Consider the following 26134-nt stretch of genomic DNA (forward strand, 5'->3'; position numbering starts at 1 on the left):
TGAAATGAACTAGGACGGGCCGGTCGGCACGACGGGGTGCCGGGTGGGCATAGTTGTGGTTCCACTCTATCGCTTTGGGGGTGTGCGGCGCATCTAGCCCGGTATTTGGGGGTTTGTGAGACTCGGAAATGATGCATACGAAAAAATCGAAATGATTTTTCATGCACTGATTGATAGTTCAATCTTTGAAATACATGAACACAATATGTATACATATGCACCCACAAGGGTATAGACTTAAACACATATTGCCCGGGTCACACAGAACCCCGGGCTTGCACAGAAAAGAATTACCACCATGTCTCACACCATCACAGGTGCCGAACCCAAGGAAACCAAGACCTTCTTCGGCCACCCGAGCATGCTCGCGAACCTGTTCACCGTAGAAATGTGGGAGCGCTTCTCCTTCTACGGCATGCAGGGCATCATGATCTACTACCTGTACTACACCGCCGACAAGGGCGGCCTGGGCCTCGACAAGGACCTCGCCACCGGCGTTATCGGCGCGTACGGTGCAGTCGTGTACCTCATGGCAATCCTCGGCGGTATCCTCGGTGACCGCATCCTCGGCCCCGAGCGTACCCTCTTCTACTCCGCCATCGGCATTATGGCGGGTCACATCTCCCTCTCCCTCATCCCCGGCGTGCCCGGCGTGGTGATTGGTCTGCTGCTGGTCGCTATCGGCTCCGGCGGTCTGAAGAGTAACGCATCCGTGCTGGTCGGTTCGCTCTACAGCGACAACGACTCACGCCGCGACGCAGGCTTCACCATCTTCTACATCGGCGTGAACACCGGTGCGCTGCTTGGCCCGCTCCTGACCGGTTGGGGTTGGAGCACCTGGGGCTTCCACATGGGCTTCGGTCTTGCCGCAATCGGCATGGCTGCCGGCCTGATTCAGTACTCGCTGACCCGCAAGAACCTGCCCGCCTCCGTACACCACGTGGACACCCCCTTCACCGGTGCCCAGAAGCGCAACTTCGCCCTGGCGCTGGTCGGCATCGTGGTCGTTCTCGGCATCCTGCTGGCAACCGGCCTGATGACCGCAGACAACCTCAAGAACTGGGTCATGGGCTTCATCTTCATCGGCGCTATCGCCCTGTTCGCACAGATGCTGACCGCTAAGGATGTCACCGCTGATGAGCGTTCCCGCGTCACCGCATTCATCCCCCTGTGGATTGCAAACTCCGTATTCTGGGCACTGTACCAGCAGCAGTTCACCGTCATGGCGGTGTACTCGGACGAGCGCCTCAACTGGAACATCCTGGGCATGGAGCTGACCCCGAACCTGGTCAACTCCATCAACCCCGTCTTCATCATCATCTTCGGCATGATGTTCTCCGCCCTGTGGACCAAGTGGGGCGACCGCCAGCCGGTCACCACCCTGAAGTTCTCCGCAGCGCTGATTATCATCGGCCTGGCGTTCTGGATCTTCCTCGCTCAGGCGGGCGTTCAGAGCGTGAACGTCGGCTGGATCGTGCTGATCCTGTTCGTCTGCACCATCGCCGAGCTGATTATTTCACCGGTGGGTATTTCGCTGGCGACCAAACTCGCCCCGAAGGCGCACCGAGTGAACATGATGGCGCTGTACTTCACCTCCGTGGCAATGGGTACCGTGCTTTCCGGTTGGCTGGCTCCGTTCTACAGCATGGAGACTGAGGTTCCCTACTTCACCTGGATGGGTATTATCACCATCGCGACCGGTATTCTGCTGTTCCTGGTGCACAAGCCGGTTCAGAAGATGATGCGCGGCGTGAAGTAGCCACAAAGCTGCTTGTCTAGGCTGCTGACTCGCTGTTTTCAGGCGGCGTGAGCGTGTATAGGCGAGCGTATATTAGGCTAGGGGCCCCGAATCCTTGAATTACCAAGGGTTCGGGGCCCTTGCTGTATGCACTTGGTGCATGCCCTGGTGTATGTGCCAGCAGTCGGAGCGCCGGAATGTTGAAGGGAGGTTCAGGAGGGGCGGGTTTAGGGGCATTCGGGACATTTTCTTTAATGAGACAATCCGCGCGAATTTTCTTATTAAGCGCCTTAATAAGAAAATCGAAGTGTATTGTCTTATTAAGACCCCCCATAAGACCAGCAAGACGACACCGATGAAGAGGAGGAGGGAGGAGGAACCATGCCCTCAGCCATCACCTGGCCCGCTCTCACATGGGAGCCGCAAACCCCCTGGGTTCACCGTGACGCCCTCGCCTCCCGACGCGCAACGCGCCGCAACTCCGGCGCCTTCTCCAGCGCCGTACCCGCCTCCATTGCCGCACTCAACGTCGAACTCAGCCCCGCACTGCGAGTGCGCCTCCAAGAGAACGCCACCGCAATGACCCGCTTCGATGAGCGGCTCCACCACATCGGCGGCATCCCCTTCTCCGCGGTTCTTCTGCGCGGCGAATCCGCCTCCAGCTCACAGATTGAAAACCTCACCGTTAGCGCACGCAGGCTCTCACTGGCTGTCCTGGGTGCAAGCGGGTCGAAGGTCGGCGTTAACGCCGAGCTGGTGGCGCGCAATGTTCACGCCATGCGTGCAGCCTTGAACACCGCAGAGAACATTAGCGTCGATAATATCCTCGCGATGCACCGCGAACTGACCCGCGGCCTGCAGCAGGACTCCGGTGTACTCCGCACCCAATGGGTGTGGATTAAGGGTGATTCGCCGGTAACCGCCGACTATGTGGCACCGCATCACGAGCGGGTTCCTGCCGCCCTCGAAGACCTTGTAGCCTTCATGAACCGCCGCGATATTGACCCCCTCGCACAGGCGGCTATCGCGCACGCCCAATTTGAAACGATCCACCCTTTCACTGACGGCAACGGCAGAACCGGACGAGCCCTCATCTCCGCGCTCCTGCTCGCCCGCGGCGTCACTCGCCACGTGATTCTGCCCGTCTCCTCCGGGCTGCTGCACGATACCGACGGGTACATTCAGGCGCTCACCGACTACCGTGCAGGCGATGCTGAGCCCATCATCGAGCTCTTCATCGACGCCGCGCAGAAGGCAATCACCAACGCAGAAATCCTGGCGCAAGACATTGAAACCCTGCGCGATGAGGTGCTGTCCATTGCCCAACGTAAAACCCCTCTCCTGCGTTCCCTCACTGACCTGTGCTGCACTGAGCCCGCCTTCACTGCACACATGGTGGAGGAGCACACACAGGGGTCCCGAGCTAGTGTGTATCGCCTCCTCAACCGCATGGTGGAGCTGCAGATTCTGCGTGAAGAACGCGTCAAAATTCAGGGGCAAAAAGTGTGGACTGTCCCCGCTCTCAACCGCGCCCTCGACAACTTCGCGGCACGAGCAGGACGACGCGGATAGACGCGCCATCGGGTTCGATAACCCGCGCGAAAATTCTGCAGGCGCAGGCAGGTTCTGATGTGCGGAACTGTGACGATTTATGTCTCCGCATGAACGCGCGTGACGAAACACAGGGTCAAAAAGGGACGCATTAAGCCACGAACAGAAATCTACTAGACAGCCCTCAACCACAGGTCTAAGGTGAATCCAGAACGAGCCGGAAAACCTTCCGGCACGACCCTTCAACCCTTAGCCGAGGAGAAAATCATGGCACTTTACCTGGTAGAACTGACCCCCGCACAGCCGTCCAAGGACGAAGCAACCGCACTCATCGAGACCGTCAACTCGTCCCTGACCAACGGCGCCGAGCTCATCGAAACCCAGGTCTCCGCAGACCACAAGATCGTCTTCGTCATCGTCGAATCCGAGAACACCGCATTCGGCCCCGACCTCGCCGCAGCAATCGGTGAGCGCGCAACCGTCGCAGGCCCCGACGCAGTCCGCCTGGTCGGAGCAGAGCTCGAAGACATCAAGAAGCTCAAGAAGGACGCAGACTACCTGGTTGAGTGGGACATCCCCGCAGAGATTACTATGGAACAGTACCTGACCCGCAAGAAGGCAAACGCCCCCAAGTACGCTGAAGTACCCGAGGTTTCCTTCCTGCGCACCTACGTTCGCGAAGACACCGCAAAGTGCCTCTGCTTCTACGACGCACCCGACGAAGAAGCTGTTGTTCGCGCCCGCAAGGCCGTCAGCACCCCCATCGACCGACTGTTCAAGCTGCACGCATAGACGCGATGCTCCCCGCTTAGGAGAAACCCCATGTCCGAGTTCACTCTCGAACCCCTCTACGATTACCCCCAGCGCGAGCAGGTGCTCGCACTCGCCCGAACCCACGCAGATGCTGTTGACCGCGGCGAGCGTTCCCCCTTCGAAAACCTACGCGAAATCGCTAAGGACGGCCTGATTACCCTGGGCCGCGACGGCGGTTCCCTGGTCCCCCAGGTTTCGGTGGCTTTCGACCTTGCCACCGAGGACGCCTCCACGGCGTTCTCCCTGTGGGCTCACCGCTCCACCATTGCGTTCTTTGACGCTGTGGGCCGCGAGCTACCCGCCGGTCTGGCGGATGCGACCGTCAGCGGCACCACCGCCATGGCAGCGGCGTACAAGGAGGCTTCGGGCCTGGCACCGATCAAGGTGGAGGGCACCCTCGTTGAGGGCGGTCTGAAGCTGAACGGTTCCGTGTCGTGGGCGTCGAACCTGTACCCGGGCGGCGTGATTGTGCTTCCCGTGGCTGTGCAGAACGCCCCGGAGAGCCACCCGAACCGCTACATCGTGACGGTCCGCCAGGACGTTGAGGGCCTGAGCGTTGACTACCACCGCAACCTGCTGGCGCTGAACGGTACCGAGTCCGGCACCCTGAAGTTCGAGGACGTTTTCGTTCCGAGCGAGGACGTTCTCAGCGACAACATTGAGGCGTTCCTGCACGATGTGACCGCGCCGTTCCTACTGGTTCAGTCGTCGTTCTGCCTGGGTCTTGCTGCTGGTGCTCTACAGGAGGCTGCTAAGCACCTGGACGTCTCGCAGGGCGTGTTCCGCCCTGAGTTCCCGCTGATTCTGGCGGAGTACCAGAGCCTGCGTGAGGAACTGGTTCGCCTGGCTTCTGAGCCGGAGCGTGCTGAGCGTCGTGACTTACTGAGCCTGCGCCTGGGTGTTTCGCACTTTGCAACCATTGCTACTCACTTTGAGCTGCAGGTCGTTGGAGGCGCCGGTTACGTGGCTGATTCCCCGACTGCTCGTCGCCTGCGTGAAGCGTCGTTCCTGCCGGTTCAGTCCCCGACCGAGGGTCACCTGCGTTACGAACTGGCGCGTTACGATCACTTGGAGAACCTGCGTGACGCTCTCTAAGCCACTGAGCTAGCTGTAGCGAGTGTTTTTATTCGCTCTTTGCATCAATACCCTGTATATGCGATTTATTGCATATACAGGGTATTGATGCTTTCTGGGCTATATACGCGACATAGAGCCCACGATAAGAGAATATATGCCCCACTCAACGTATCCCTGCTCATATTTACAGCCGTTTAGCTGTGACCTACAGCCATGTACGCGTAGAATTATGTGGAATTTTATACACCACCACATTCACCTCAGGAGCTCCCTTTGAGCATCTCTAAGCTTCTCGGCTTTGACTGGTCGATCCACGGCGACGGCCGCAGCATCAAGCCCGGTTCCTTCGTGGCCCCGAACGAGCGCCTCGCATGGCCGATTACTATCGGAATCGGCGCGCAGCACGTGGTCGCAATGTTCGGCGCGACCTTCCTCGTGCCGATTATTACCGGCTTCCCCCCGGCAACCACCCTGTTCTTCTCGGGTCTCGGCACGGTTCTGTTCCTGCTGATTACCCGCGGACGCGTCCCCTCCTACCTGGGCTCCTCCTTCGCGTTCATTGCGCCCCTGGCGGCTGCCATGAACTCACACGGCCCCGCTGGTGCCCTCGGCGGTATCGTCATGGCGGGTGTGGCGCTGTTCCTGGTCGGTCTGATTGTTCAGTTCGCTGGCACCGGCTGGCTCACCAAGCTCATGCCCCCGGTCGTAACCGGTTCGATTGTGGCGCTGATTGGCTTCAACCTGGCGAAGAGCGCTAAGGACAACTTCATGGTGGCACCGGTGACCGCGCTGGTGACCCTGTGCTCCATCATCCTGATTTCGGTGCTTTTCAAGGGCATCATTGGTCGTCTGTCCATTCTGCTGGGTGTGGGTATCGGCTACATCACCGCTGTGATTCGCGGCGAGGTGAAATTCGAGAAGATTCAAGAGACCGTACAGGCTCAGGGCTTCATTGGCCTGCCGCAGTTCCAGACCCCCGAGTTCCACTGGGAGCTCGCCGGCCTGTTTATCCCCGTGATTCTGGTGCTCGTGGCTGAGAACATCGGTCACGTGAAGTCGGTGGCTCAGATGAGCGGCGAAAACCTGGACGACTACTCCGGCCGCGCCCTCATGGCGGACGGCCTGGCAACCACCATCGCAGGCATGGGTGGCGGTTCGGGTACCACCACCTACGCTGAGAACATCGGCGTGATGGCTGCGACCAAGGTGTACTCCACCGCGGCATACTGGGTGGCTGCTATCTTCGCGATTGTCCTGTCGCTCTTCCCGGGCTTCGGCGCGGCTATTGCGTCTGTTCCTGCGGGTGTTCTGGGCGGTGCCGCAACCGTTCTGTACGGCATGATTGGTATGCTCGGCGTTCGTATTTGGAGCGAGAACCGCGTGAACTTCTCGAACCAGATCAACCTGACCACCGCCGCTGTGGCGCTGATTGTGGGTATCGCGGACTACACCTGGACCTTCGATGGGATGACCTTCGCCGGTATTGCTCTGGGTACCGCTGCGACCCTGATTATCTTCCACCTGATGACCTTCATTGCGAAGTACACGAAGGCTGCTGGCGACCCTCTGGAGCCCTTCGACCCTGAAAAGAGCACTGAGGGACACTAGGTTTTAGCTCCTCACGCTTACGCCCGTTGGGAATAGTGCTCCTGAGGCGTAAGCTGTAGAAAAGCGGCCCGGATGGATTGGTTTCCATCCGGGCCGCTTTTGCATGTTAGCCCGATATTCGGTTAGGTCAGGCGGTATGTCGTATTGCGGTTACCTCTACCACCTTCACGCACGATCACGCCCTCTTGAAGGAGCTTCGTGAGGACGTACCGGACCTGCGGTTTCTGCAGCTCAGCAAAAGGCTCAGGAAGAGCACCCATGATGTCCTCGATACCGGCGGGGTGGCGTAGCGAGCGCAGGGCGAGGAGCACCGCCTCCTGACGGTTACTAGGAACCGTAGGTGACGATTGGCGCGGGTCTACTTCCGACTTCTGCTGCGGTGAACCAACATCGGCGATACGAGCACCAGCCAGAGGCTCCCTGCTGATAATCGCGGTAAAACGAATGACCCCATCAACGAATTGGATGGGTTTCAGCCCTGCCTGACGCACCGCCTCCTGTGCAGTGTAGATACCACTGCCCTCACCCTCGATGACTCGGTATCCGTCGTCGGGGGTTGTTACATGCGTGCAGACGTCATACAGGCGGTCATTCACGCGGGAGCGTTCGCCGTACTCTTGCAGACGCTGGAGAGTGATTCCGTATAGACCGCCGGGGTTCTCTACAGAGATTCGGTCAGGGAAAATTCTGACGCGCACCTCTTCGGTATCTGCTTTGGGGTTGAGGCTGCGGTGTACGAGGGCATTCGACAGAATCTCGCGAAGGGCAATATCGGGTACTTCCTGCCCGTTGATGAGGTGCCCGTTAGACAGCTCGACAACCGGGTGTGCCAGGTTCCGTTTGACCCATGCCAGAGTCTCTTCGAGCATGGCGGGGATGGGGCCGTCCGCCTCGAATTTGTCGAGGTTGCGGGCTTTACCGCTTGGGTCGATGACGACTCCGGTAACTTTGAGCGAGGGCCTGAACTCTTGGGGGTAAGAACCCAAGGCGTACAAGCCCGCAAGGGAAAGATTATCGGTTCCGAGGGCAATAATTCCCTTGCGGCGGAGGACTTCTTCATCGGAACTTCCGGCGAGGCGGCGTGATTTAGCGCGGACGTCTCGCAGATAAGCAGTTTTGAGGCCTTCGTCTAGGTCAGCCAGGGAGGTGTATTCTACCGGCTCCTCATCGAATCCGGTGCGTGTCCGCTGAGCCACCATCAGGTCGGTTTCGTGGCGGCTCATTTCGTGGTCACCGTCGCCAGAACGCACGTACGCTTTACCGCCAATGTAGGCGGGGCGTTCGTAGGGAGGCAGCGGAGGGACTGCGGCAACAAAGATTTTGGCGTCTTCGTAGAGGATGGTGCCGGATTCCATGGTGTTCGGCGGCTTGAGGCCCCTGCGGAGCTTGTTGCCGAGGGTTTTTTCTAGGTCTGCAGGGTCGTATACGCCTACAGGTGCAAAGTCATTATTCTCGTCGAGGCCGCAGATAATGATTCCGCCCGTGGAACTATTGGAGAAGCTACTCAGGGTTGCGTCTAGGCTTCCCGGGTAGCCTCCGTGGGCTTTTTTAACCTCAATAAACTGCGTATCGCTACCGTGGGTGCGCAGTAGTTTGATGGTTTCAGCAAGCCATTCGGGGGTCCATTCCACGTTGTTCATACAAAAAATTTTAGTCTAGACACAAATCAGACACAAAAATTTGAGTCTAGACATAAATTTTTATGTCTAGACTCAAATTTTTTATGTGTAGACATAAAAGTTTATGTCTAAGTTATGTCTACGTTATGTCTGCAGAGGCTCACCTAGCCGCTAGCGCTGGATGGCTCGTGCTGGATAGCTAGTGCTAGGCGGCTAGGACCGTTCGGCGAGCATCGCCTCAATCGTCTGCGCTACACCGTCCTCATCGAAGGGTGGGCAGGTACGCCCCACCTTCGCAATGAGCGCCGGCTGACCCGACGCCATGGCGAAGCCCTCCCCCGCCCAGCAAAGCATCTCAGCGTCATTCGGCATGTCACCAAACGCCATCACCTCGTGCGCCTCAATGCCATGGCGTGCCGCGAACTTCTCCAGAATCCGCCCCTTATTCACGGTCTTAGAGCCCATCTCGATGAGCGGCTCACCGACCACGCCTCGGGTCACCGACACCAGCGAACCCACCGCCTGATGCACGCGTGCCTGCAGAATATCCGGGTCCATGCCGGGCACACGAATCAGGTACTTAATGACCGGGGTTGAACCAATACGTTCGAGCGCCTCGGCGATTTTCGCCTCCACCACGCGGGCGCCCTCAAGCACCTCACCGCCGTCGTGCGGGCCCTGAATGTAGACGGTGTCCACGGTTTCGAGGGTGTAGGTGGCATCGGGGAACATGGGCTCCAGCAGCTCGTGAGTGCGGGCAATCACAGCGGGGTCTGCACCGTTGACTTCTTCCACCTCGTTCGCGCCCAGGTGGTACACCACCGCCCCGTTGGAGCAGATGGCGTAGGAGTCGAAGTCGGTCTGCTCGCGCAGGGGCGTGAGCCAGCGGCTCGGGCGGCCGGTGACGAAGACGATGTCGATCCCGGCGGCGCGGGCGGCCTCAAGGGCGCGCAAGGTCCGCGGACGGAATCGGAAGTCGTGCCCGATGAGGGTGCCGTCCAGGTCGCTGGCGATGAGTTTAATCATGCAGATATGCCTTCAGTGGTGGGGTGTATCGGTGCTGGTCAGGGTGTAGGGCTGGCAGGGCGCGGGTCTGGTGAGACCGTGCCGGTGTGCCGCTATGCCGCCGGTTCCGCGTAGGTGACGGTCAGGAACGCACGACCCAGACCGTGGCCGAGCAGGTTAAAGTTCACGACGGCGGGGCTGGCGTTCTCGTCAATGTCGAGCTTCTCCACATCCACGGCGGTAACGCAGAAGATGTAGCGGTGCAGGCCGTGACCAGCCGGAGGGGCAGCACCCAGGAAGCCCGCCACACCGGCGTCGTTGCGGTGCGTCAGGGCGCCGGCGGGTGCATCCGCGCCAGTGTCAATGCTGGTCACGTTGGCGGGAATGTTGGAGACAGTCCAGTGCCAGAAGCCGCTGGGGACCGGCGCATCCGGGTCGAAGCAGGTCAGCACGAAGGACTTGGTGCCCTCGGGGAAGCCGCTCCAGGACAGCTGCGGGGAACGGTCCTGACCGCCCACCACGCCGAAGAGGGCGGAGCGCATCCATTCGGGGGCGGTGCCGCCGTCCTGAATGTCGGTGGAGGTCAGGGTGAATTCGGGCAGTTCGGGCAGGCCCGCGTAGGGTTCGCGGGGCAGGGGTGCGGTGCCGATGTTGGTCATGGTGCTCCTCAGCGTTGGGGTGCGGGTGGATATGGCGACGCCGGCGGACAGAGTGAGCTATCCGCCGGCGAGGCGTAGATTATTTAGCCGTTGAGTACGGCGTCAAGTTCTTCTCGGGTGGGCGGGTTAGCGCCCGCGCGGGAGACGGTGATGCCGGCTGCGGTTGCGGAGAAACGCAGCAGGTCGGCGATGTCTTCGGCGGTCAGTGCGGCGACCTTGGCGCGCGCCTCAGCACCGGCGATACCGCGGTCGAGCAGGCCCGCGATGAGTGCCGCCATGAGGGAGTCGCCGGCACCGACGGTGTCCGCAACCTCAACGCGGTGTGCGGGCTGGCTGATGCCCTCGGGGTACTTCTTGGTGAAGGCGATGGGGCCGTCTTCGCCGCGAGTGATGACCATCAGCTCTGCACCGAGGTCTAGCCATGCGCGTGCGGTGTCGTCGAGGGAGCGGTCGGGGTAGAGCCACTGCAGGTCCTCGTCAGATGCCTTCACGACGGTGGAGAGGGACACGAACTTTTCAGCCCAGGCGCGGCCCTCGTCAACGTTGTGGATGAGGGTGGGGCGGCAGTTCGGGTCGTAGCTGAGCAGGGCGCTGTCGCGGGCTGCTTCGAAGGCTGCTGCGACCACGTGCGCGCCGGGTTCGAGCATGGCTGCGATGGAGCCGGTGTGCACTGCGTCGGAGGTGCGTGCCAGTTCGGTGAGCTTCTCAGCGACGGAGTCGAGGGACCAGGTGATGTCGAATTCGTACTCTGCCGCGCCGTCGGCACCGATGGTTGCCTGGGCGACGGAGGTGCGCTCAGCACTGTGTTCGAAGGGCAGGGTCACCTGGGATGCTTCCAGGTGTGCGTCAATGCTCTTGCCGTAGGCGTCAGGGCCGTAGTGGCCGACGAAGTTGGTGGGATGGCCGAGGCGGCGTGCGCCGACGGCTACGTTCATGGGCGATCCGCCAGGGTAGGCGCGGGTTTCTCCATCGTGCTGGTGGACGACGTCTACGAGTGCTTCACCGATTACAGTCAACATGGTTTCAATTCTACCTATGTTTTCCGGGTCGTGACGTGTGTTTTTGTGGGTATTTAAAGTGGTTTTGTTTTCCCTTTTGAGGGCTTATGTTGGCTTGCCGTGTGGGTTCGCAAACTGTCTTCTGTCTCTTCTGACTTTTAGCCTCAATATCGCTAATTTTGAAGCTCTGAAGGGGTCCGTACGGGTTAGACTTAAACCGACGCCGGGTCTTAACGCCCGGCACGGTATTGACGCGACAGCATCGTCGCGCCTACCCTCCAACGACGAAGTTAGGAAGAAGGTCATACGTGACGACTGCAACCGCTACCTGGGTTAACCGTGAAGCTACCGCAGAGGAGCTGATCCCCCTCATCGGTAAGCTGCACCGCGAGAACGGCGTGGTGCTGAGCATTCACGGCCGCAGCCTGGTCAACAAGTCTGTCATTGAGCTGCTGAAGCTGCACGATTTCGTATCCCACATCGACGGTGCGCCCCTGAACCCCGCGCACTCCCTCGAGCTGGTTCGCGCCCTGGTTGAGCTGAACCTGGGCGCGTGCTCGATTAACATTGCTGCTCTGCACAAGGCACACCACGAGGCGGGCTCCCCCGAGCTGTCCATGTGGCTGCCCGAGCAGCTGGGTTCCTCCGTGAACCACCAGGGTGACCAGCCCAAGGAGCAGGACGTTGTGCTGTACGGCTTCGGTCGTATTGGTCGCCTGCTGGCTCGTATTCTGCTGGAGCGCTCCTCCTCGCCGCTGGGTTCTGGTCTGAACCTGCGCGCTGTTGTGGTCCGTAAGAACGGCGATCAGGACCTGGTCAAGCGTGCATCCCTGCTGGAGCGCGACTCTGTTCACGGCCCCTTCAAGGGCGTTATTGAGGTGGACGAGGAGAACAGCACCATCATCGCTAACGGTGTTCCGGTTCGCTTCATTTACTCCTCTGACCCGACCACTGTCGACTACACCGAGTACGGCATCAAGGACGCTCTGCTGGTGGACAACACCGGCCGCTGGCGCGACGTTCCGGGCCTTGAGCAGCACCTGAACTGCCCCGGTATTTCTCGTGTTCTGCTGACCGCTCCCGGTAAGGGCGACATGAAGAACATCGTGTTCGGCGTGAACGACAACGTCATCACCGATGAGGACAAGATCCTCTCCGCAGCATCCTGCACCACCAACGCGATTACTCCGGCACTGAAGGTTCTGGATGACGCATACGGTGTTGAGCGCGGCCACGTTGAGACCGTTCACGCATTCACCAACGATCAGAACCTGATCGACAACTTCCACAAGGGTGACCGCCGCGGTCGCTCCGCTGTGCTGAACATGGTCATCACCGAGACCGGTGCTGCAAAGGCTGTTTCTAAGGCTCTGCCGCAGCTGGAAGGCAAGCTGACCGGTAATGCTATCCGCGTTCCCACCCCGGACGTCTCCATGGCGATCCTGAACGTGAAGCTGACCAAGCCCGCAGGTTCCGCTGAGGAACTGAACGAGCTGTTCCGCCGCGAGTCCATCGACGGCGAGTTGCGCCGCCAGGTGGGCTACTCGGATTCCCCCGAGGCTGTTTCCACCGACTTCGTGGGTTCCCGCACCGCAGGTGTTGTGGACTCGCTGGCTACCGTGGTGACCGATGACTCCGCAATTGTCTACGTCTGGTACGACAACGAGTTCGGTTACTCCTGCCAGGTGATTCGCGTTCTGGAGCGCATGGGCGGCTACGACGTGCCCTCCTACCCCGCTAAGTAAGCTACCCCAGCTCATCTAGCACACATATAGCAAACCCACCGGTACATATAGCCATTTGGCTATATTGCCGGTGGGTTTGTTTATGAGGTTATCTACGCAGATAAGCGGTGCCGCGCAGAAGCTCAGAAGAGCTATGCGAGCGGTAATTAAGCCTTACGGCGGTACACCACACCCTGATGCGCCCGCAGCGTGAAGCTCGAAGGCACCGGGCGGTTTGCCGCATCCACCAGGCCGGAGGGAACCTTCACGGTCACATCCTTCGAGCCGGTGTTCAGTGCCGCCCAGCCGTTCGTAAACGCGCGGGTCTGCGCGGTCTTCTGCGCGATAATGCCGCCGACCGGGTCCCCCAGGTCGTAGGAGAGCTCCGGGGCGTGCGGGATCTCGTCGTAGGCGTCGTGGTGGGTTGCACTGATGCCGGTGAAGGCGCCTCCGCCGAACACCCAGAAGCCCGCCAAACCGTAGAGGAAGTTCTCATCCGTGCCGGTAATCGGAGCCTTGCGGTCACTAAGCGGGGTGCGCAGAATCGTCACCTTCTTCTGCGAGGCGGCGCTACGGCCACCCAAACCCGCAAAAGTAGTACCCAGGTTCACGTCGCCCGCCGAGCCGTTCGCAATCTCGCGGCCCTGCATCACGGCGTAAGGCGAAGACAGGTAGTCGTTCGGACCCCAGCCGAGCCACACCTCCTCAAAGCCGCCACCGTAGGCGCTGTGACGCTCCCACTTGCCGTAACGCAGACGCGACTCAGCAATATTGGGCACCAGAATCTTGCCGATCTTATTCAGCTCAATACCGGCGTAGGCGACCAGAAAATCCAGGTGCTCACGAATCTTCGTCATGGACTCCACGCCCTGGATGGGCAGGTCCAGACCGTAGTAGTCGTTCTCCACGTCGTTATCAGCCATGACCCCGTCGAAGGGTGAGTCGCGCATTTCGCGCACCACAGCGTCCACCCAGTGCCAACGATAGTCGGCGTTCCACACCTGCATCTGGAAGTGCTTGGGGTAGCCCTTCCACTCGATACGGTCACCGTTGAGGCGGTGGGCGAAGAAATCCTTACCGGAGTTCGCCATCGACTGCGCCAGCGGGTAAGACACACCCGAAGAATAGATCGGGCCGGGCTCATAAGAGCGGGTGGAAGACAGGCACTTGTACGCCAGCACCACCATTTGAGGTGCACGCTTCTTCAGGTAGCGTGCCGCGTCCAGTTCCCAGGGCTGCAGGATTGCGACAGAGTAGTTCTTGACCGCAAAATCGAGCTGCTGCTGGGTAATGGGCTTACCGCCGTAGCGGACCCAGGCACCAAATTTGCCGGGTCCGCCCAAGCGGGTGAGTTTATTCGCCATCGTACTCCGGGTCGAATTCGGGGGCGCGAGGGGGCAGCTTGCCCAGCTCGCGGTAGATCGTGTTGTAGCGGTCCATGACCAGTCGCAGCTGGAAGAAGCTGACGATACGGTCGTAGGCGTTCACACAGTAGCGTTCGTAGATGCTGGGCTCCTCCATGAGGGTGCGCAGCGCCGCCGCGAAGCCGTGAATATCGCCGGGGATGGTCAAGATACCGCAGTTACCGATTTCGTGGCCGTCGGGGGCGACCAGCACATCGTCGATGAGCTGGGACATACCGCCCACGTCGGTGCTGACCAGCGGGATGGACGCAGCCATCGCCTCGAGCGCCACAATCGGCTGACCCTCATTGTAGCTGGGCATGAGCAGCAGATCGAAGCGGTCGAGCATCGCACGCACGTTCACGGTGCCGTGGAAGGTGATGTACTCGCCCATGTTGAGCTCTTCGATGGTGCGCAGGCACAGTTCGTAGTACTCGGGCAGGTGGTCCTTGGGGCCGAGCACGTCCAGGTGGAAGTTCACCAGGCCCTGATCGCGCAGCACCGCGAGGGAGCGAATCAGGTCGGTCAGGCCCTTAATGGGCACCACGCGGGCGATGAACACGAAGCGCCACACGTGGCCGCGACCCTCAGCGAGGATGCGGGCACGCGCCGCCTGGCGGGCGTAGTAGGCTTCCGCCACGGACTCGATGAGCATGCCGTTGGGCAGAATGATCGCGCGGTCCTTCTCCCCCTCGTTCATCTGGTCGATGGGCGCACCAATACCGCGCGCCTCTTCCAGAGCCTTGGGGTACAGGTAGGTTGCCATGTCGGCGCTGGGGTAGCAGAAGCGTCCCATTTCGACGAACCAGACGGACCAGGCACGCTCGTCGAGGGTGACCGGGCCCAGGCCGGGGTGCTCACGCTCTTCGTTGAGGAAGGCGTAGTCGGTGGTGACGGGCTTCGCCATGTTGCGTTCGAGCTTGGTGTTCACGGTGTCGCGAATGTACAGGTTGTGCTCGGTCAGCAGGAAGCTGGTGCCGTGGTCACGTGCGGCTGCGGCGGCGATGAGTGCCGCGTAGCCGGTGGTGTGGGCGTGGTAGACGCGGGCGTGCGGCATCCGCTCGTGCAGGATTGCGAAGAGGATGGAGACGAAGTCGCGCACCTTCCAGAAGAGCTCACCGAAGGGCACCTCGGAGAAGAAGCCCAGACCCGCAATCGCCTGCATGAACTCGCGGGTTCCGAAGAGGCCGAAGAGGTTGTAGCTGCGGGTTGCGGGGTTGATGCCCTCGTCGTAGAGCTTCCAGAGGGGGTTCACGTCGCCGGCGATGAGGGCGCTGAAGCCGTCCATGAGGCGGTTGGTGAGCGCCTGACGCTCCGCAAAGTTCATGCGCAGTGCGGAGGGGTCGCAGGCTTCCGCGAAGGCCTCGCGGTTGACTTCCAGGCTCAGGTACAGCACCTTGACCCACTTGACGTTCTCGGGCATGCCGTAGAGGTCTTCGTGGGGGGAGTTCTTATCCCAGGCGATGTGAATAATGCCGTAGGTCAGATCCGGGTTTTCGCAGACGATATCGTGCACCACCGCGGACACACCACCCTTGAGGTAGGGGTAGGTGGATTCCATGATGATGGCGACGTCAACGTCCGGGTATTCGGGGTTGCTGTAGTGGGGGCCGGGAGCCGGAAGCTGCAGCGGCGCGTAGTGGTTTCGGTACATCTGTTCAGTCATTGTCGTATGTATCTTTCGCGGACCGTGCGGTTCTTACCAGGCGAGGGCTCGACGCCAGAAGAGGGAGTACTCGGGGGCTGCCCACGCCTGACGGTAGACGCGGTAGCAGGCGAAGGCGAGCACTGCCTCGCCCGCGATGATGGGCAGGTAGCCGGTCTCGTTGGGCAGGATCATGAAGGAGATGAAGAGCAGCACCAGGTGCGCCGCGGAGAGCAGCTGCACGGTGACGTACATGGTCATGTACTCGATCTGGTAGATCAGCAGTGCCACTGCAACGAAGAGGAACGCCACGACCAGGCCGGAGAGCGCCAGCGGGTAGGACTGCGGCAGGAAGATGAACATCAGGATGCCGGTGACAATAGCACTGGCGATGTAAATCAGCAGGGAGTTGCGGATAGCGCGGTTGGAGGTGCGCAGAGCCTTGGAGGACTCCTCCTGAACGCCCTTGTAGGGTAGGCGGTCGAAGATGGTCCACAGGTGCTGAATGCTTGCGTTGACGCGGTCTGCCTCCACCACGAAGAAGTAGTTGTAGGCGATAACGCAGGGAATCAGGCTCAGGTAGATTGCCACGACGTTGATCTCGCCGCCGGTAACCAGGAAGAGCATGTACTTATCAGCCCAGATGATGGAGCCGGTGAAGAAGCCGCGCAGGGCGTCGAACGCAATGTCCTTGAGCGGGATGCGCGCGAAGTGCAGCAGGTGCACCAGGTCCTTACCGAGGCTCACAAGCAGGATGAGCGAACCAACCAGCGGCGGCAGGAACCAGATGACGGGGTAGCAGTACAAGGCAAGAGTGTAGCCAAGCCACGCGATGAACCAGATGATGCGGTTCTTCGCGAGGTTCGGGATGACCAGCAGCTGCGCGAACGCAATGTTGAGAACGCCCAGGACGAAGAACGCACCGAATGCAGTCGGGCTCCAGTGAAGAACGAGGGCGACCGGAATTGCGAAGAGCAGCACCAGCGGCATGGTCATGAAGAAGAGATAGAGCCAGTTGCGGGTGAACGCGGTCAGGTCGGTAATGTCCTGGAACTGCGGCTCGGACATGCGTGCGCGTACGGCTCGTGCTTCGGCACGCTTGAGCTGGTGCTCAAGGGTTTCAGCGTGAATACGCAGGCCTTCGCGGGCGTCCGCAATCTTCTTGTGCTCCATCTGGATAGCACGGTAAAGGGGCAGGCAGGCTGCCTGGCTGAGCCAAGGAACGGTAATGGACGCCGCCAGAATCACCTGGATCAGGGGTACACCATCAAGGTTGTACCGGTTAATGGTCGGGGTGACCATGGGGAAGACGGTGGTCAGCAGGGCGACCGGAGAGACGTAAAGCAGAAAGTTAATGAGGAGGCGCCATGCGCTGTTGCTTTTTTCCTCAGTACCGTGGTTGGTAGACAATCTTGCAGACTTTCAGTCGATAATCGTAAAGATTAGGGGCAGTGTGTTTGAACAGCACCGTGTGACGCGCCAGGGGAAAGAGTCGTCGTACCGAGAAGTGCCGGGTCCCCATGGCTTGCGCTGATGCCGCCGTGAATCAATATACGGCATATATCAACTAAAACCTTTGGTTTCCTTAACCCTCTACTTGATATTTGAAGGGATTTAAGACACATTTCCACACTACATTTAGTGTAAAAACGTATCGTTCCTTGTCAGAGGGGGTTTTCTGCATAGATTTTGCGGTATCCCTCCCCCTGTACAAACTCCCCCTGTGCAAAAGCATCCCGGCCCCTCCGATTGGAGGGAACCGGGATGCTCTATGCGGCGACCCGTAAGGGTCTTAGCTGATTAGGATGCGCTCGAGAGAGTACGCAGTGCCACAGACACTACAGCCAAGCGCGGGTGACCGGATGCGTCGGGAGCAGCTTCGCGAATCTCCTGCAGGACGCGGTCGATGTTGCCGACGCGGGTCGGGTGCTCCTCAACCCAGGTGTCCAGAGCCTGCTGTGCACCTTCCACAGTGGAGAAGTCGCCCTTGGCGCCCTCTGCCACGGACAGTGCCAGCTCTGCTGCAGTCTCGTAGAGGCTGCCGCGCAGTGCCTGACGTGCCAGGATCTCCCAGCGGTCGTTGCGAGGCAGGTCGGAGATGAGGCCGAGCAGCTCGTCCACGGTGAAGCGGTTGTAGGTTGCGAAGTAGACCGGTGCCAGCGAGGTTGCCTCGAAGTCGTGGTCGCGTGCCGCACGGATAACGTCCAGCAGGGCGTAGCCCTCGAAGCCGCGAATCCAGATGACGATGAGGTCCTCGGGCAGGCCCCATGCCTCGCCTGCGTCGCGCTTTGCACGAACACGGTCGCGGGAGCTGCCGGAGAGGTACTCGGGCAGGTTACGACGCATCTCGACGACGGAACCGAAGATCTCCAGCAGCTCAGAGATGCTGGTGCCAGCAACCACGCCACGCTCGGTGATGAACCAGCGGACTGCACGGTCCAGAACGCGCTGGTTGTCGCGCAGAACGGTGAACCATGCATCCAGCGGGGTCTTCGGGGGCAGTTCGCGGTGCAGCTTAGCTGCGGTGCCCAGCTCGAAGAGCTCGCGAGCGACGATGAAGGCGCGTGCGACGGAATCGATACCGACGTTGAACTCCTCCATCACGCGGTATGCGAAGGTGATACCGCCGATGTTGACCAGCTCGTTAGCGACGCGGGTGCAGATGATTTCCTTACGCAGCGGGTGCGAGTCCAGGTGCTGACCGAAACGCTCAACCAGTGCTGCCGGGAAGTAGCTGCGCAGAACGCCTTCCAGGTAGGGGTCCTCCGCGAAGTCGGTCTGCTCCAGTGCGTGGGTGAGGTAAATCTTCACGTACGCAGCCAGAACGGACAGCTCGGGGCGGGTCAGGCGGTCACCAGTGTTCTCCAGGCGTGCATCCAGCTCCTCGTCGGTGGGCAGGAACTCAACGGCGCGGTTCAGGCCGGCGCGCTCTTCCAGGTCGCGCATGAGGCGCTTGTACAGGTTGATGCCCAGGAAGGAACCGTGGAACTCACCCTGCAGCAGCACATTCTGCTCAACGTTGGTCTCGAGGACCTTGCCGCCGACCTCATCCTGCAGGGACTCGATGAAGGAAGCACGCTCTTCAACGGGCAGCTCGCCGTGTGCCACGAGGCGGTCCACCAGAATCTTGATGTTGACCTCGCGGTCACTGGTTTCCACACCTGCGGAGTTGTCGATTGCGTCGGTGTTGAGGATGACGCCGTTGAGCGCAGCCTCGATACGACCCAGCTGGGTGAAGCCGAGGTTACCACCCTCGCCAACAATCTTGGCGCGCAGATCCTTGCCGTTGACGCGCAGTGCGTCGTTAGCCTTGTCGCCCACCTGTGCGTTGGTCTCGGTGGATGCCTTCACGTAGGTACCGATACCGCCGTTGTAGATCAGGTCGACCGGTGCCTTGAGGATTGCGGAAATCAGCTCGGTCGGTGCCAGCTCGGTGACGGACTCATCCAGGCCCAGAACCTCGCGCACCTCGGGGGTGATCTCGATGGACTTCAGACCGCGAGAGTACACGCCACCACCGGCGGAAATCAGGTCGCGGTTGTAGTCCTGCCAGGAGGAACGGGGCAGGTTGTACAGGCGCTGACGCTCGTCGAAGGACACTGCCGCGTTCGGGTTCGGGTCCAGGAAGATGTCGCGGTGGTCGAATGCTGCGACCAGGCGGGTTGCCTTGGAGCGGAGCAGACCGTTACCGAACACGTCACCGGACATGTCGCCAATGCCGACTGCGGTGAACTCTTCGGTCTGAGCGTCGTGGCCGAGCTCAGCGAAGTGACGCTTGACGGACTCCCATGCACCACGTGCGGTGATGCCCATAGCCTTGTGGTCGTAACCGACGGAGCCGCCGGATGCGAAGGCGTCGCCCAGCCAGAAGCCGCGCTCCAGGCTGATTGCGTTTGCGGTGTCGGAGAATGCTGCGGTGCCCTTATCCGCTGCAACCACCAGGTAGTAGTCGTCAGCGTCGCGTGCTACAACACCTTCGGGGCGGACAACGGTCTCGGAGCCGTCGGTGCCAACTGCGAGGTTGTCGGTAACGTCCAGCAGGGAGCCGATGAAGACCTTGTAGGACTCGCGGCCCTCGGTGATCCATGCGTCACGATCCACTGCGGGGTCGGGCAGCTGCTTGGGGTAGAAGCCACCCTTCGCGCCGGTGGGGATAATGACGGCGTTCTTCACCATCTGTGCCTTGACCAGGCCCAGAACCTCGGTGCGGAAGTCGTCACGGCGGTCCGACCAGCGCAGGCCACCACGTGCGACGCTACCGAAGCGCAGGTGAACACCCTCAACGCGCGGGGAGTAGACGAAAATCTCGAACTTGGGGCGGGGCAGGGGTGCGAAGTCGATCTCCTGCGGTGCCACCTTGAACGCGAGTGCGGGGCGGTCAGCAAGGTATGCGTTGGTGCGCAGGATAGCGCGGATGACCTTGCCGAGGGAACGCAGGTAGCGGTCAGCGTCCAGGGTGGGAATCTGGTTCAGTTCCTCAACCAGGGCTGCTTCGATTTCGTCACGGCGTGCGTTGCGCTGCTCATCGTTGAGACCGTTGTTCGGGTCGAAGCTGACCTCGAAGAACTCGACCAGGTGCTTGGTGATGGCCGGGTTTGCGAGCAGGGTGTTCGACATGAAGGACGGGGTGTAGCCCAGGCCCAGCTGAATCAGGTAGTGGTTCAGGGCACGGAACAGACGTACTTCCTGCCAGGTCAGGCCCTCAGCCAGGATCAGGCGGTCCAGGGTATCGGACTCGCGCTCACCGAGCAGGTAGGCGTTCAGGGCATCCTCGTAAAGGGAAGCCACAGCGTTTGCATCCACGCCCTCGGGGAACTGAACCCCAAAGTCGTAGAGGTAGCCGTAGTCTTCGCCATCCTCAGGCTTGAACTCGTAAGGCTTCTGATCAACAACGACCAGACCCATATTCTGCATAACCGGCAGCAGCTCGGTGAGGGTGTGAGGTGCGGACAGGTAGGTCTTCAGTCGGGTGGTGTTGGCTTCGCCGGCTTCAACCTTGATTGCGGCGGGCTTCTGGCCCGAGAGAGATTCAAGAATCACGATATCCTCGATTGCTTGTTCTACTGTGTAATCGGCTCGGTAGGCTGCACTAGTCGCATCTGCCCAGGCTGATGCGAGTCGGCGGCCTGCCGCTCCGGGTTTCCATGCCTCAATAGCAGCTGCGGTTGCTTCCACCCAGGAGCGGGCGGCTTCTTGCAGTCGCTTTTCGAGAGCTTGATGATCCGTCTTCGGCACATCATTGGGGTTGGTGAGCCGAATGCGGAAAAATAGACGCGCCAGCGATGAGGAGGACAGGTACACCTCATGGTCGATGGCACTAAAATCAAATTCCTGTTGGAACACCCGCTGAATACGGGAGCACACGTTCGTGTTGTAACGATCCCGAGGCAGGTACACCACGGCGGAAATAAACCGGTTGAACTGGTCGGCGCGCAGGAACAGGCGGGTCTTGCGGCGCTCCTCCAGGCCCATGATGCCGCCGAACGTATCGGTCAGGTCATTAGCGGAAGCGTGCAACAGCTCCAGGCGCGGGTAATCTTCCAAGGCACCCAGAAGCGCCTTGTCAGAGTAAGAACCGGGGTGGTAGCCGAGGCGGCGGCGCACCATCGCGATACGCTCACGCACCAGCGGAGTCTCAATAGCGGGCAGTGCGTACGACTGACGGGTGAACAGACCCAGAATGACGTACTCACCAATCACGCGGCCATTCAGGTCGAAGCGGCGCACACCAATGTAGTCCAGGTAGTCGTTCCGTGCGACGGTGGAGCGGGAATTCGCCTTCGTGATGTACAGGGGGCGCGGGAACAGGGCACGCTCCAGGGTCTCGCCCGAAAGGGGGATGCGGCTCTTACCCTCCGTAGTGCGCAGAATACCGAGCGCCGAACCGGGGCGGTCCACCAGAGAAATAGCGCCGGAGGTGCCGTCCAGCACGCGCTCCTTAACGCCCATGAACACGAAGTTGCCGCGGGTCAGCCAGCGCAGGAAGTCCTGTGCCACCTCCACACGGGAGGCAGGCTCCACACCGCGCGGGTTGGCGGCGTAGGATTCCTCGCCGTGACCCAGGGTTGCGCCGCGCAGGTCGTACATGGACTGCGCCAGGTCGAAAACGCGGGTGACCATGGCATCCAGGTCGGCGTGGCAGGCGCGAACGTCAGCGAGGACGCGTTCAACTTCCTTCTCGCAGCGGCGCTGCTCTTCCTCAGTGAGGTAGCGGGTCAGGCGAACCGCAATCCAGGATTCAATAGCGACAGTGGTACCCGCCGGGGCGTTCTCGCTGAGCTTCAGAGAGGGCACGCCAAGAGTGGCGGTATCGCCACTGGCAAGGTTGCCACGCATGCCGGTGCCGCGCAGGCTCAAAAGGGTACCGTCCGGGCCGCGTTCAGCGAGGAAGGTGGGGTGAAGAATGGTGACGAAACCACCAAAGTGCGTGGCAAGGCATGCGGTCAGGGAGCTGACGATGTGCGGCATGTCGTCGGTCGCGACGTACAGGGTGGTGTTGTACTCGTCGTTGCGTGCGGCAACGACAGCGGTCTTAGGCAGGCGGATTTGAGCCAGCGCACGGTGGGTGCGAGCCAAATCCTCTAACTCTGCCGGGGTGAACTCTTCACGCTCATCTTCGGGGCTGTTCAGGAAATACTGCTCGACCCATGCATCGGCGCCAGCGAAGTGTGCCATAGCCTTGTCAGTCATTGACAATCTATCCTCCGAATATCGGTATCACTTCACTGTGACGGTGTCTGTGTGGTCTCATGTGCGCGCCGTGGCGCGCGAGCACTTATACCAAGCTTATACCTTCGAGGTGTTTCTGTCAGACATATCGCTCTTGTGGGCGTAGAAATTATTTTTATCTTCTTCCCAACTCCAGCGCGCATTTGGTACGGGTTCAAGAAAGTAGGTGCATCTTACGAGGCGGACACGTACAGTGAAACTATGAGTTTGCGTACTGAATCTTTCCTAGTGGGCCTCATTGGTGACGGCATCACCTCCTCCCTGACCCCTCCCATGCACGAGGCAGAGGCGGACGCGCACGGGGTGCGCTACCTGTACCGCCCCGTCGACCTGGACGCCCTGAACCTGGATGGCGCCTCCGCACCGGCGCTTCTGGATGCGGCGGCACTGCTCGGCTTTAACGCTTTCAACATCACGCACCCGTGCAAGCAGTCGGTCATGGAGCACCTGCACGAGCTTTCGGATGCGGCACGCGCCCTGGGCGCGGTCAATTGCGTGGTGATTGGCGAGGACGGCAGCTTCTACGGCGATAACACGGACTACTCCGGGTTCATTGCGGGCCTCAAGCGCGGCCTGCCGCAGGTTGCGGAGAATCCGGCGCGCCTGGAGCACGTGGTGCAGCTGGGTGCTGGCGGTGCCGGTAGCGCCACGGCGTACGCCCTGTGCCGCCTGGGGGTGCGCCGCCTGAGTCTCTTTGAGCGTGACGCGGCGAAGGCGCAGGGGCTTGCGGAGCAGCTGGGTGGGCTCTTCCCGCAGACCCGAATCGAGGTGCTGAGCGACAATGAGCGCTTGATTGAAGCTCTACTGGAGGCTCAGGGTTTGGTGAACGCAACCCCGGTGGGCATGCACGTGCATCCGGGTATGCCGTTGAGCGAGTCGGCACTGAGTGCCGGGGTGTTGCGCGAGGGCCTGTGGGTTGCGGATGTCATCTACCTGCCGCAACAGACGCAGCTGGTGCGCGCGGCGCGTGCCGCCGGATGCGAGGTGCTGACGGGCGGCTACATGGCGGTGGGTCAGGCGGTGGATGCGTTCCGTCTCTTCACCGGATTGGAACCGAACGCTGAGCGTATGGCGGCGCATTTTGAGGCGCTGATTGCAGCTCAGCAGGGGGCTTAGAAGGTTAAACACGCAGGTGGGGCTGGATAGTTAAATATCCAACCCCACCTGTATTTATTCTATATTCGGAATATATTCTGTAGGCTATGCATCCAGCTCAGCCAGGGACTTCTTGTACCCTTCACGAGCCGTCAGCGCACCCAACGCCACGAGCACACACATGGCAACCGTGAACATGGCGGGCAGCACCGCGTTATGCAGGTCGGCACCGGCGAGGCTCGTCGCCACGGCGGGCGCCACGCCTCCAGAAATTGCGAAGCCAATCTGGGTACCCAGCGCCAGGCCGGTCACGCGCACGCGGGTCGGGAACATCTCCGCATAGAAGGCGGGCCACACGCCGTTCGCCATGGAGTACAGCGCACCGTGCATGAGCACGCCGTAGGTGAAGATACCCACCCAGTTGCCCTCGGTAATCGCGCCGAGGTACGGGAACATCACCAGGGACGATGCAACCGCACCGGTAATGAACACGGGCTTACGACCGATCCGGTCGGCAAGCATGGCGGCGAGCGGAATCGCAATCAGGCCGAGGGTGTTGGAGGCGACCGGCACCAACAGCATGGTGCTGCGGTCAAGGCCGTAACCCTTGGTGGCGAAGGAAAGCGCGAAGGTCGTGAAGACCATGTTCACGGTGTTGACCATGGCGCACACGGCGATGGTGAGCACGGCGCGCTTGTGGTGCTTGAAGACCAGCATGAGCGGGGATTCGGTGAGCTTTTCACGCTGCAGGTAGGCGGGCGGCTCGGAGAGGGTGCGGCGAATCAGCCAGGCGGTCACCACCACGAAGGCGGAGAGCCAGAAGGGTACGCGCCAGCCCCAGCTGAGCAGGTGCTCATCCGGCAGGGCGGCGAAGGGAATGAACACGGCGGTTGCCAGTAGCGAGCCGAACTGGGTGCCTTGCAGGGTCCAGCTGGTCGTGAAGGCGCGCTGATGCTCGTTGGCGTGCTCCAGAGAGATAGAGATGGAGCTTGCCTGCTCACCGGCGGCGGAGAGGCCCTGAATCATGCGGCAGATGACCAGCAGGGTGGGGGCGAGGATACCCGCCTCGCTGTAGGTCGGCAGGCAACCGATTGCGAAGGTGGCAAAGCCCATCAGGAAGAGCGTGAGCATGAGGACGAACCGGCGGCCGTAGCGGTCTCCGAGGGGGCCAACGATCATGGCGCCAAAGGGGCGCACAACGTAGGCGACACCCACAACCACCATGGACTTGAGGATGCCAATGGCGGGGGTGTCTTCGGGGAAGAAAATGCGGTTGAGCACGATTGCCGCGGCGGTGCCGTAGACGGCGAAGTCGTAGTATTCGAGGGCGGAGCCTATCCAGCTGGCGAGGGCGGCTCGTCGTGGTGATCGGGCGGGCGCGTCGGTGCGTCGGCTCATGGGTGGCTCCTTCGGTGCTATACCCGTTGGGAGGGGCGGGGCCTTGGTGTGGGCGGCCCGTGCGGTCTGTCAATGTGCCCTTCCAGTGTAGGGAGCACACCACCTGTTTTCCATAGGGTTACCTAAGTTCCCAAGGTTTGAAGTAGGTAGAAACATGGAGACCGAGTGAACAATAAAGAAATTTGTAATTTCAAAAATACGCGACAGGACTTTCGCATCCCAACTCACGTAAAGTGAATATCACCTCGGCAGGAGTGTGCCTACCGAGCAGTCATGCCGACCAAGATAAAGCTGGTCGGCGTTTTTAGTGTCCAATTCATTTGCGGTAGCCCCGAACTATAGACTTCCCGGGAGGTTCATAGTTCGGGGCTACTGCCTTTCCGAAAGGATTTTATTATGTCCAAGATTGATCAGGCGATTGCATGGATGGAGCAGCGTAAGGGCAAGGTGACCTATTCGATGAATTATCGAACTGGCCCGCATTCTTACGATTGTTCTTCGGCTGTCTATTCGGCCCTACATGAGGCGGGACTTCTTCCGAAGAGTACGGGACTTGGTAGTACAGAGTCTCTGTTTAATGATTTGGAGAAGTACGGTTGGACTCAGGTTCGACCGGATGCATCGGGTAATTACCCGGCACGACGTGGCGACGTGTTTATTTGGGGTAAGCGCGGACAGAGTTATGGCGCTGCCGGTCATACTGGCATTTTCTATGATGACCACGACACGATTATCCACTGCAACGCTGGCCATAATGGTATTTCCATCAATCCACACGACACGATTTGGTCGTACAACGGTGGTCCCGCAATCACGATTTATCGTCCCCCGGCAGAAGTAAACGAAGAAGAGGTTATCTATCGAGCAGTTAAGAATGCAATGAATGCAATTTTTGATGAGCCTTTTGTTCGCCAGGGCGACCTCGCTAAAGCGCGATACGGTAATTCAACCATTGGCCTACGTGCCGTAGTTTATTGGTTTGATACTTCTATGATCCGCCTGGAGACCAGCCTGAAGGAGCTGGAGAATGCAATCCGAGCTCTCTAATGCATAGAGCCTCATAGATATATAA

General features: G+C 60.3%; 17 protein-coding genes. 8 read left to right on the forward strand and 9 right to left on the reverse strand.

Translation table 11 applies throughout. The features are described from left to right. Window positions 1–298 precede the first annotated feature (298 nt). The 5 genes from HMPREF2928_RS00860 to HMPREF2928_RS00880 all read left to right on the forward strand — a co-directional run bounded on the left by HMPREF2928_RS00860 (window position 299) and on the right by HMPREF2928_RS00880 (window position 6787). Window positions 299–1759, forward strand: coding sequence for a peptide MFS transporter (locus tag HMPREF2928_RS00860; protein WP_070687011.1), 1461 nt, complete (start codon window positions 299–301; stop codon window positions 1757–1759). 360 nt (window positions 1760–2119) lie between these two features. Beyond that, window positions 2120–3310, forward strand: a complete 1191-nt coding sequence (locus tag HMPREF2928_RS00865; protein ID WP_070630094.1) for a Fic family protein — start codon at window positions 2120–2122, stop codon at window positions 3308–3310. A 246-nt stretch (window positions 3311–3556) separates the two neighbouring features. Then, on the forward strand, window positions 3557–4081 hold the full coding sequence (locus HMPREF2928_RS00870) for a DUF4242 domain-containing protein (protein WP_005504223.1): 525 nt from the start codon (window positions 3557–3559) through the stop codon (window positions 4079–4081). Window positions 4082–4111: 30 nt separating this feature from the next. Beyond that, window positions 4112–5197 (forward strand): acyl-CoA dehydrogenase family protein, encoded by a 1086-nt coding sequence (locus HMPREF2928_RS00875; RefSeq protein WP_049354092.1) that lies wholly within the window; start codon window positions 4112–4114, stop codon window positions 5195–5197. Between the two features lie 255 nt (window positions 5198–5452). Next, window positions 5453–6787 (forward strand): uracil-xanthine permease family protein, encoded by a 1335-nt coding sequence (locus tag HMPREF2928_RS00880; RefSeq protein WP_049338612.1) that lies wholly within the window; start codon window positions 5453–5455, stop codon window positions 6785–6787. 122 nt (window positions 6788–6909) lie between these two features. On the opposite strand, the gene HMPREF2928_RS00885 is transcribed toward HMPREF2928_RS00880, so the two are convergent. The 4 genes from HMPREF2928_RS00885 to HMPREF2928_RS00900 all read right to left on the reverse strand — a co-directional run bounded on the left by HMPREF2928_RS00885 (window position 6910) and on the right by HMPREF2928_RS00900 (window position 11089). Beyond that, window positions 6910–8427, reverse strand: coding sequence for an ATP-binding protein (locus HMPREF2928_RS00885; protein WP_049345931.1), 1518 nt, complete (start codon window positions 8425–8427; stop codon window positions 6910–6912). A gap of 192 nt (window positions 8428–8619) precedes the next feature. Further along, window positions 8620–9432 carry an HAD-IIB family hydrolase gene (locus tag HMPREF2928_RS00890; RefSeq protein ID WP_070687013.1) on the reverse strand — a complete coding sequence of 271 codons (813 nt, stop codon included), beginning with the start codon at window positions 9430–9432 and terminating at the stop codon, window positions 8620–8622. A gap of 92 nt (window positions 9433–9524) precedes the next feature. Continuing rightward, window positions 9525–10070: a YbhB/YbcL family Raf kinase inhibitor-like protein gene (locus HMPREF2928_RS00895; protein WP_070687015.1), complete on the reverse strand. Its 546-nt coding sequence runs from the start codon at window positions 10068–10070 to the stop codon at window positions 9525–9527. 83 nt (window positions 10071–10153) lie between these two features. Further along, window positions 10154–11089 (reverse strand): carbohydrate kinase family protein, encoded by a 936-nt coding sequence (locus tag HMPREF2928_RS00900; RefSeq protein ID WP_049338615.1) that lies wholly within the window; start codon window positions 11087–11089, stop codon window positions 10154–10156. 287 nt (window positions 11090–11376) lie between these two features. On the opposite strand from HMPREF2928_RS00900, the gene HMPREF2928_RS00905 reads away from it, so the two are divergent. Continuing rightward, window positions 11377–12813: a glyceraldehyde-3-phosphate dehydrogenase gene (locus HMPREF2928_RS00905; protein WP_005507956.1), complete on the forward strand. Its 1437-nt coding sequence runs from the start codon at window positions 11377–11379 to the stop codon at window positions 12811–12813. 146 nt (window positions 12814–12959) lie between these two features. On the opposite strand, the gene HMPREF2928_RS00910 is transcribed toward HMPREF2928_RS00905, so the two are convergent. The 4 genes from HMPREF2928_RS00910 to HMPREF2928_RS00925 all read right to left on the reverse strand — a co-directional run bounded on the left by HMPREF2928_RS00910 (window position 12960) and on the right by HMPREF2928_RS00925 (window position 22530). Continuing rightward, window positions 12960–14156: a putative glycoside hydrolase family 15 protein gene (locus HMPREF2928_RS00910; RefSeq protein ID WP_070687017.1), complete on the reverse strand. Its 1197-nt coding sequence runs from the start codon at window positions 14154–14156 to the stop codon at window positions 12960–12962. Further along, the gene (gene pelF / locus HMPREF2928_RS00915; protein WP_070687020.1) at window positions 14146–15861 is read right to left on the reverse strand and encodes a GT4 family glycosyltransferase PelF; all 1716 of its coding nucleotides are present in this window, start codon (window positions 15859–15861) and stop codon (window positions 14146–14148) included. The genes HMPREF2928_RS00910 and pelF overlap by 11 nt, the downstream gene beginning before the upstream one ends. A gap of 33 nt (window positions 15862–15894) precedes the next feature. After that, window positions 15895–17250, reverse strand: coding sequence for a hypothetical protein (locus HMPREF2928_RS00920; protein ID WP_070687022.1), 1356 nt, complete (start codon window positions 17248–17250; stop codon window positions 15895–15897). Window positions 17251–17640: 390 nt separating this feature from the next. Beyond that, window positions 17641–22530, reverse strand: a complete 4890-nt coding sequence (locus HMPREF2928_RS00925; protein ID WP_070687024.1) for an NAD-glutamate dehydrogenase — start codon at window positions 22528–22530, stop codon at window positions 17641–17643. A 240-nt stretch (window positions 22531–22770) separates the two neighbouring features. On the opposite strand from HMPREF2928_RS00925, the gene HMPREF2928_RS00930 reads away from it, so the two are divergent. Further along, a complete protein-coding gene (locus tag HMPREF2928_RS00930; RefSeq protein WP_070605240.1) occupies window positions 22771–23685 on the forward strand; it encodes a shikimate dehydrogenase in 915 nt (304 codons plus the stop codon). An 84-nt stretch (window positions 23686–23769) separates the two neighbouring features. On the opposite strand, the gene HMPREF2928_RS00935 is transcribed toward HMPREF2928_RS00930, so the two are convergent. Continuing rightward, window positions 23770–25062: an MFS transporter gene (locus HMPREF2928_RS00935; protein WP_070687026.1), complete on the reverse strand. Its 1293-nt coding sequence runs from the start codon at window positions 25060–25062 to the stop codon at window positions 23770–23772. 396 nt (window positions 25063–25458) lie between these two features. Between HMPREF2928_RS00935 and HMPREF2928_RS00940 the strand changes: the two genes are divergently transcribed. Further along, window positions 25459–26109, forward strand: coding sequence for a peptidoglycan amidohydrolase family protein (locus HMPREF2928_RS00940; protein ID WP_070687028.1), 651 nt, complete (start codon window positions 25459–25461; stop codon window positions 26107–26109). The last annotated feature ends 25 nt before the right edge of the window (window positions 26110–26134 follow it).

The organism is Rothia sp. HMSC072B04, assembly GCF_001813725.1.
GTDB classification, from domain to species: domain Bacteria; phylum Actinomycetota; class Actinomycetes; order Actinomycetales; family Micrococcaceae; genus Rothia; species Rothia mucilaginosa.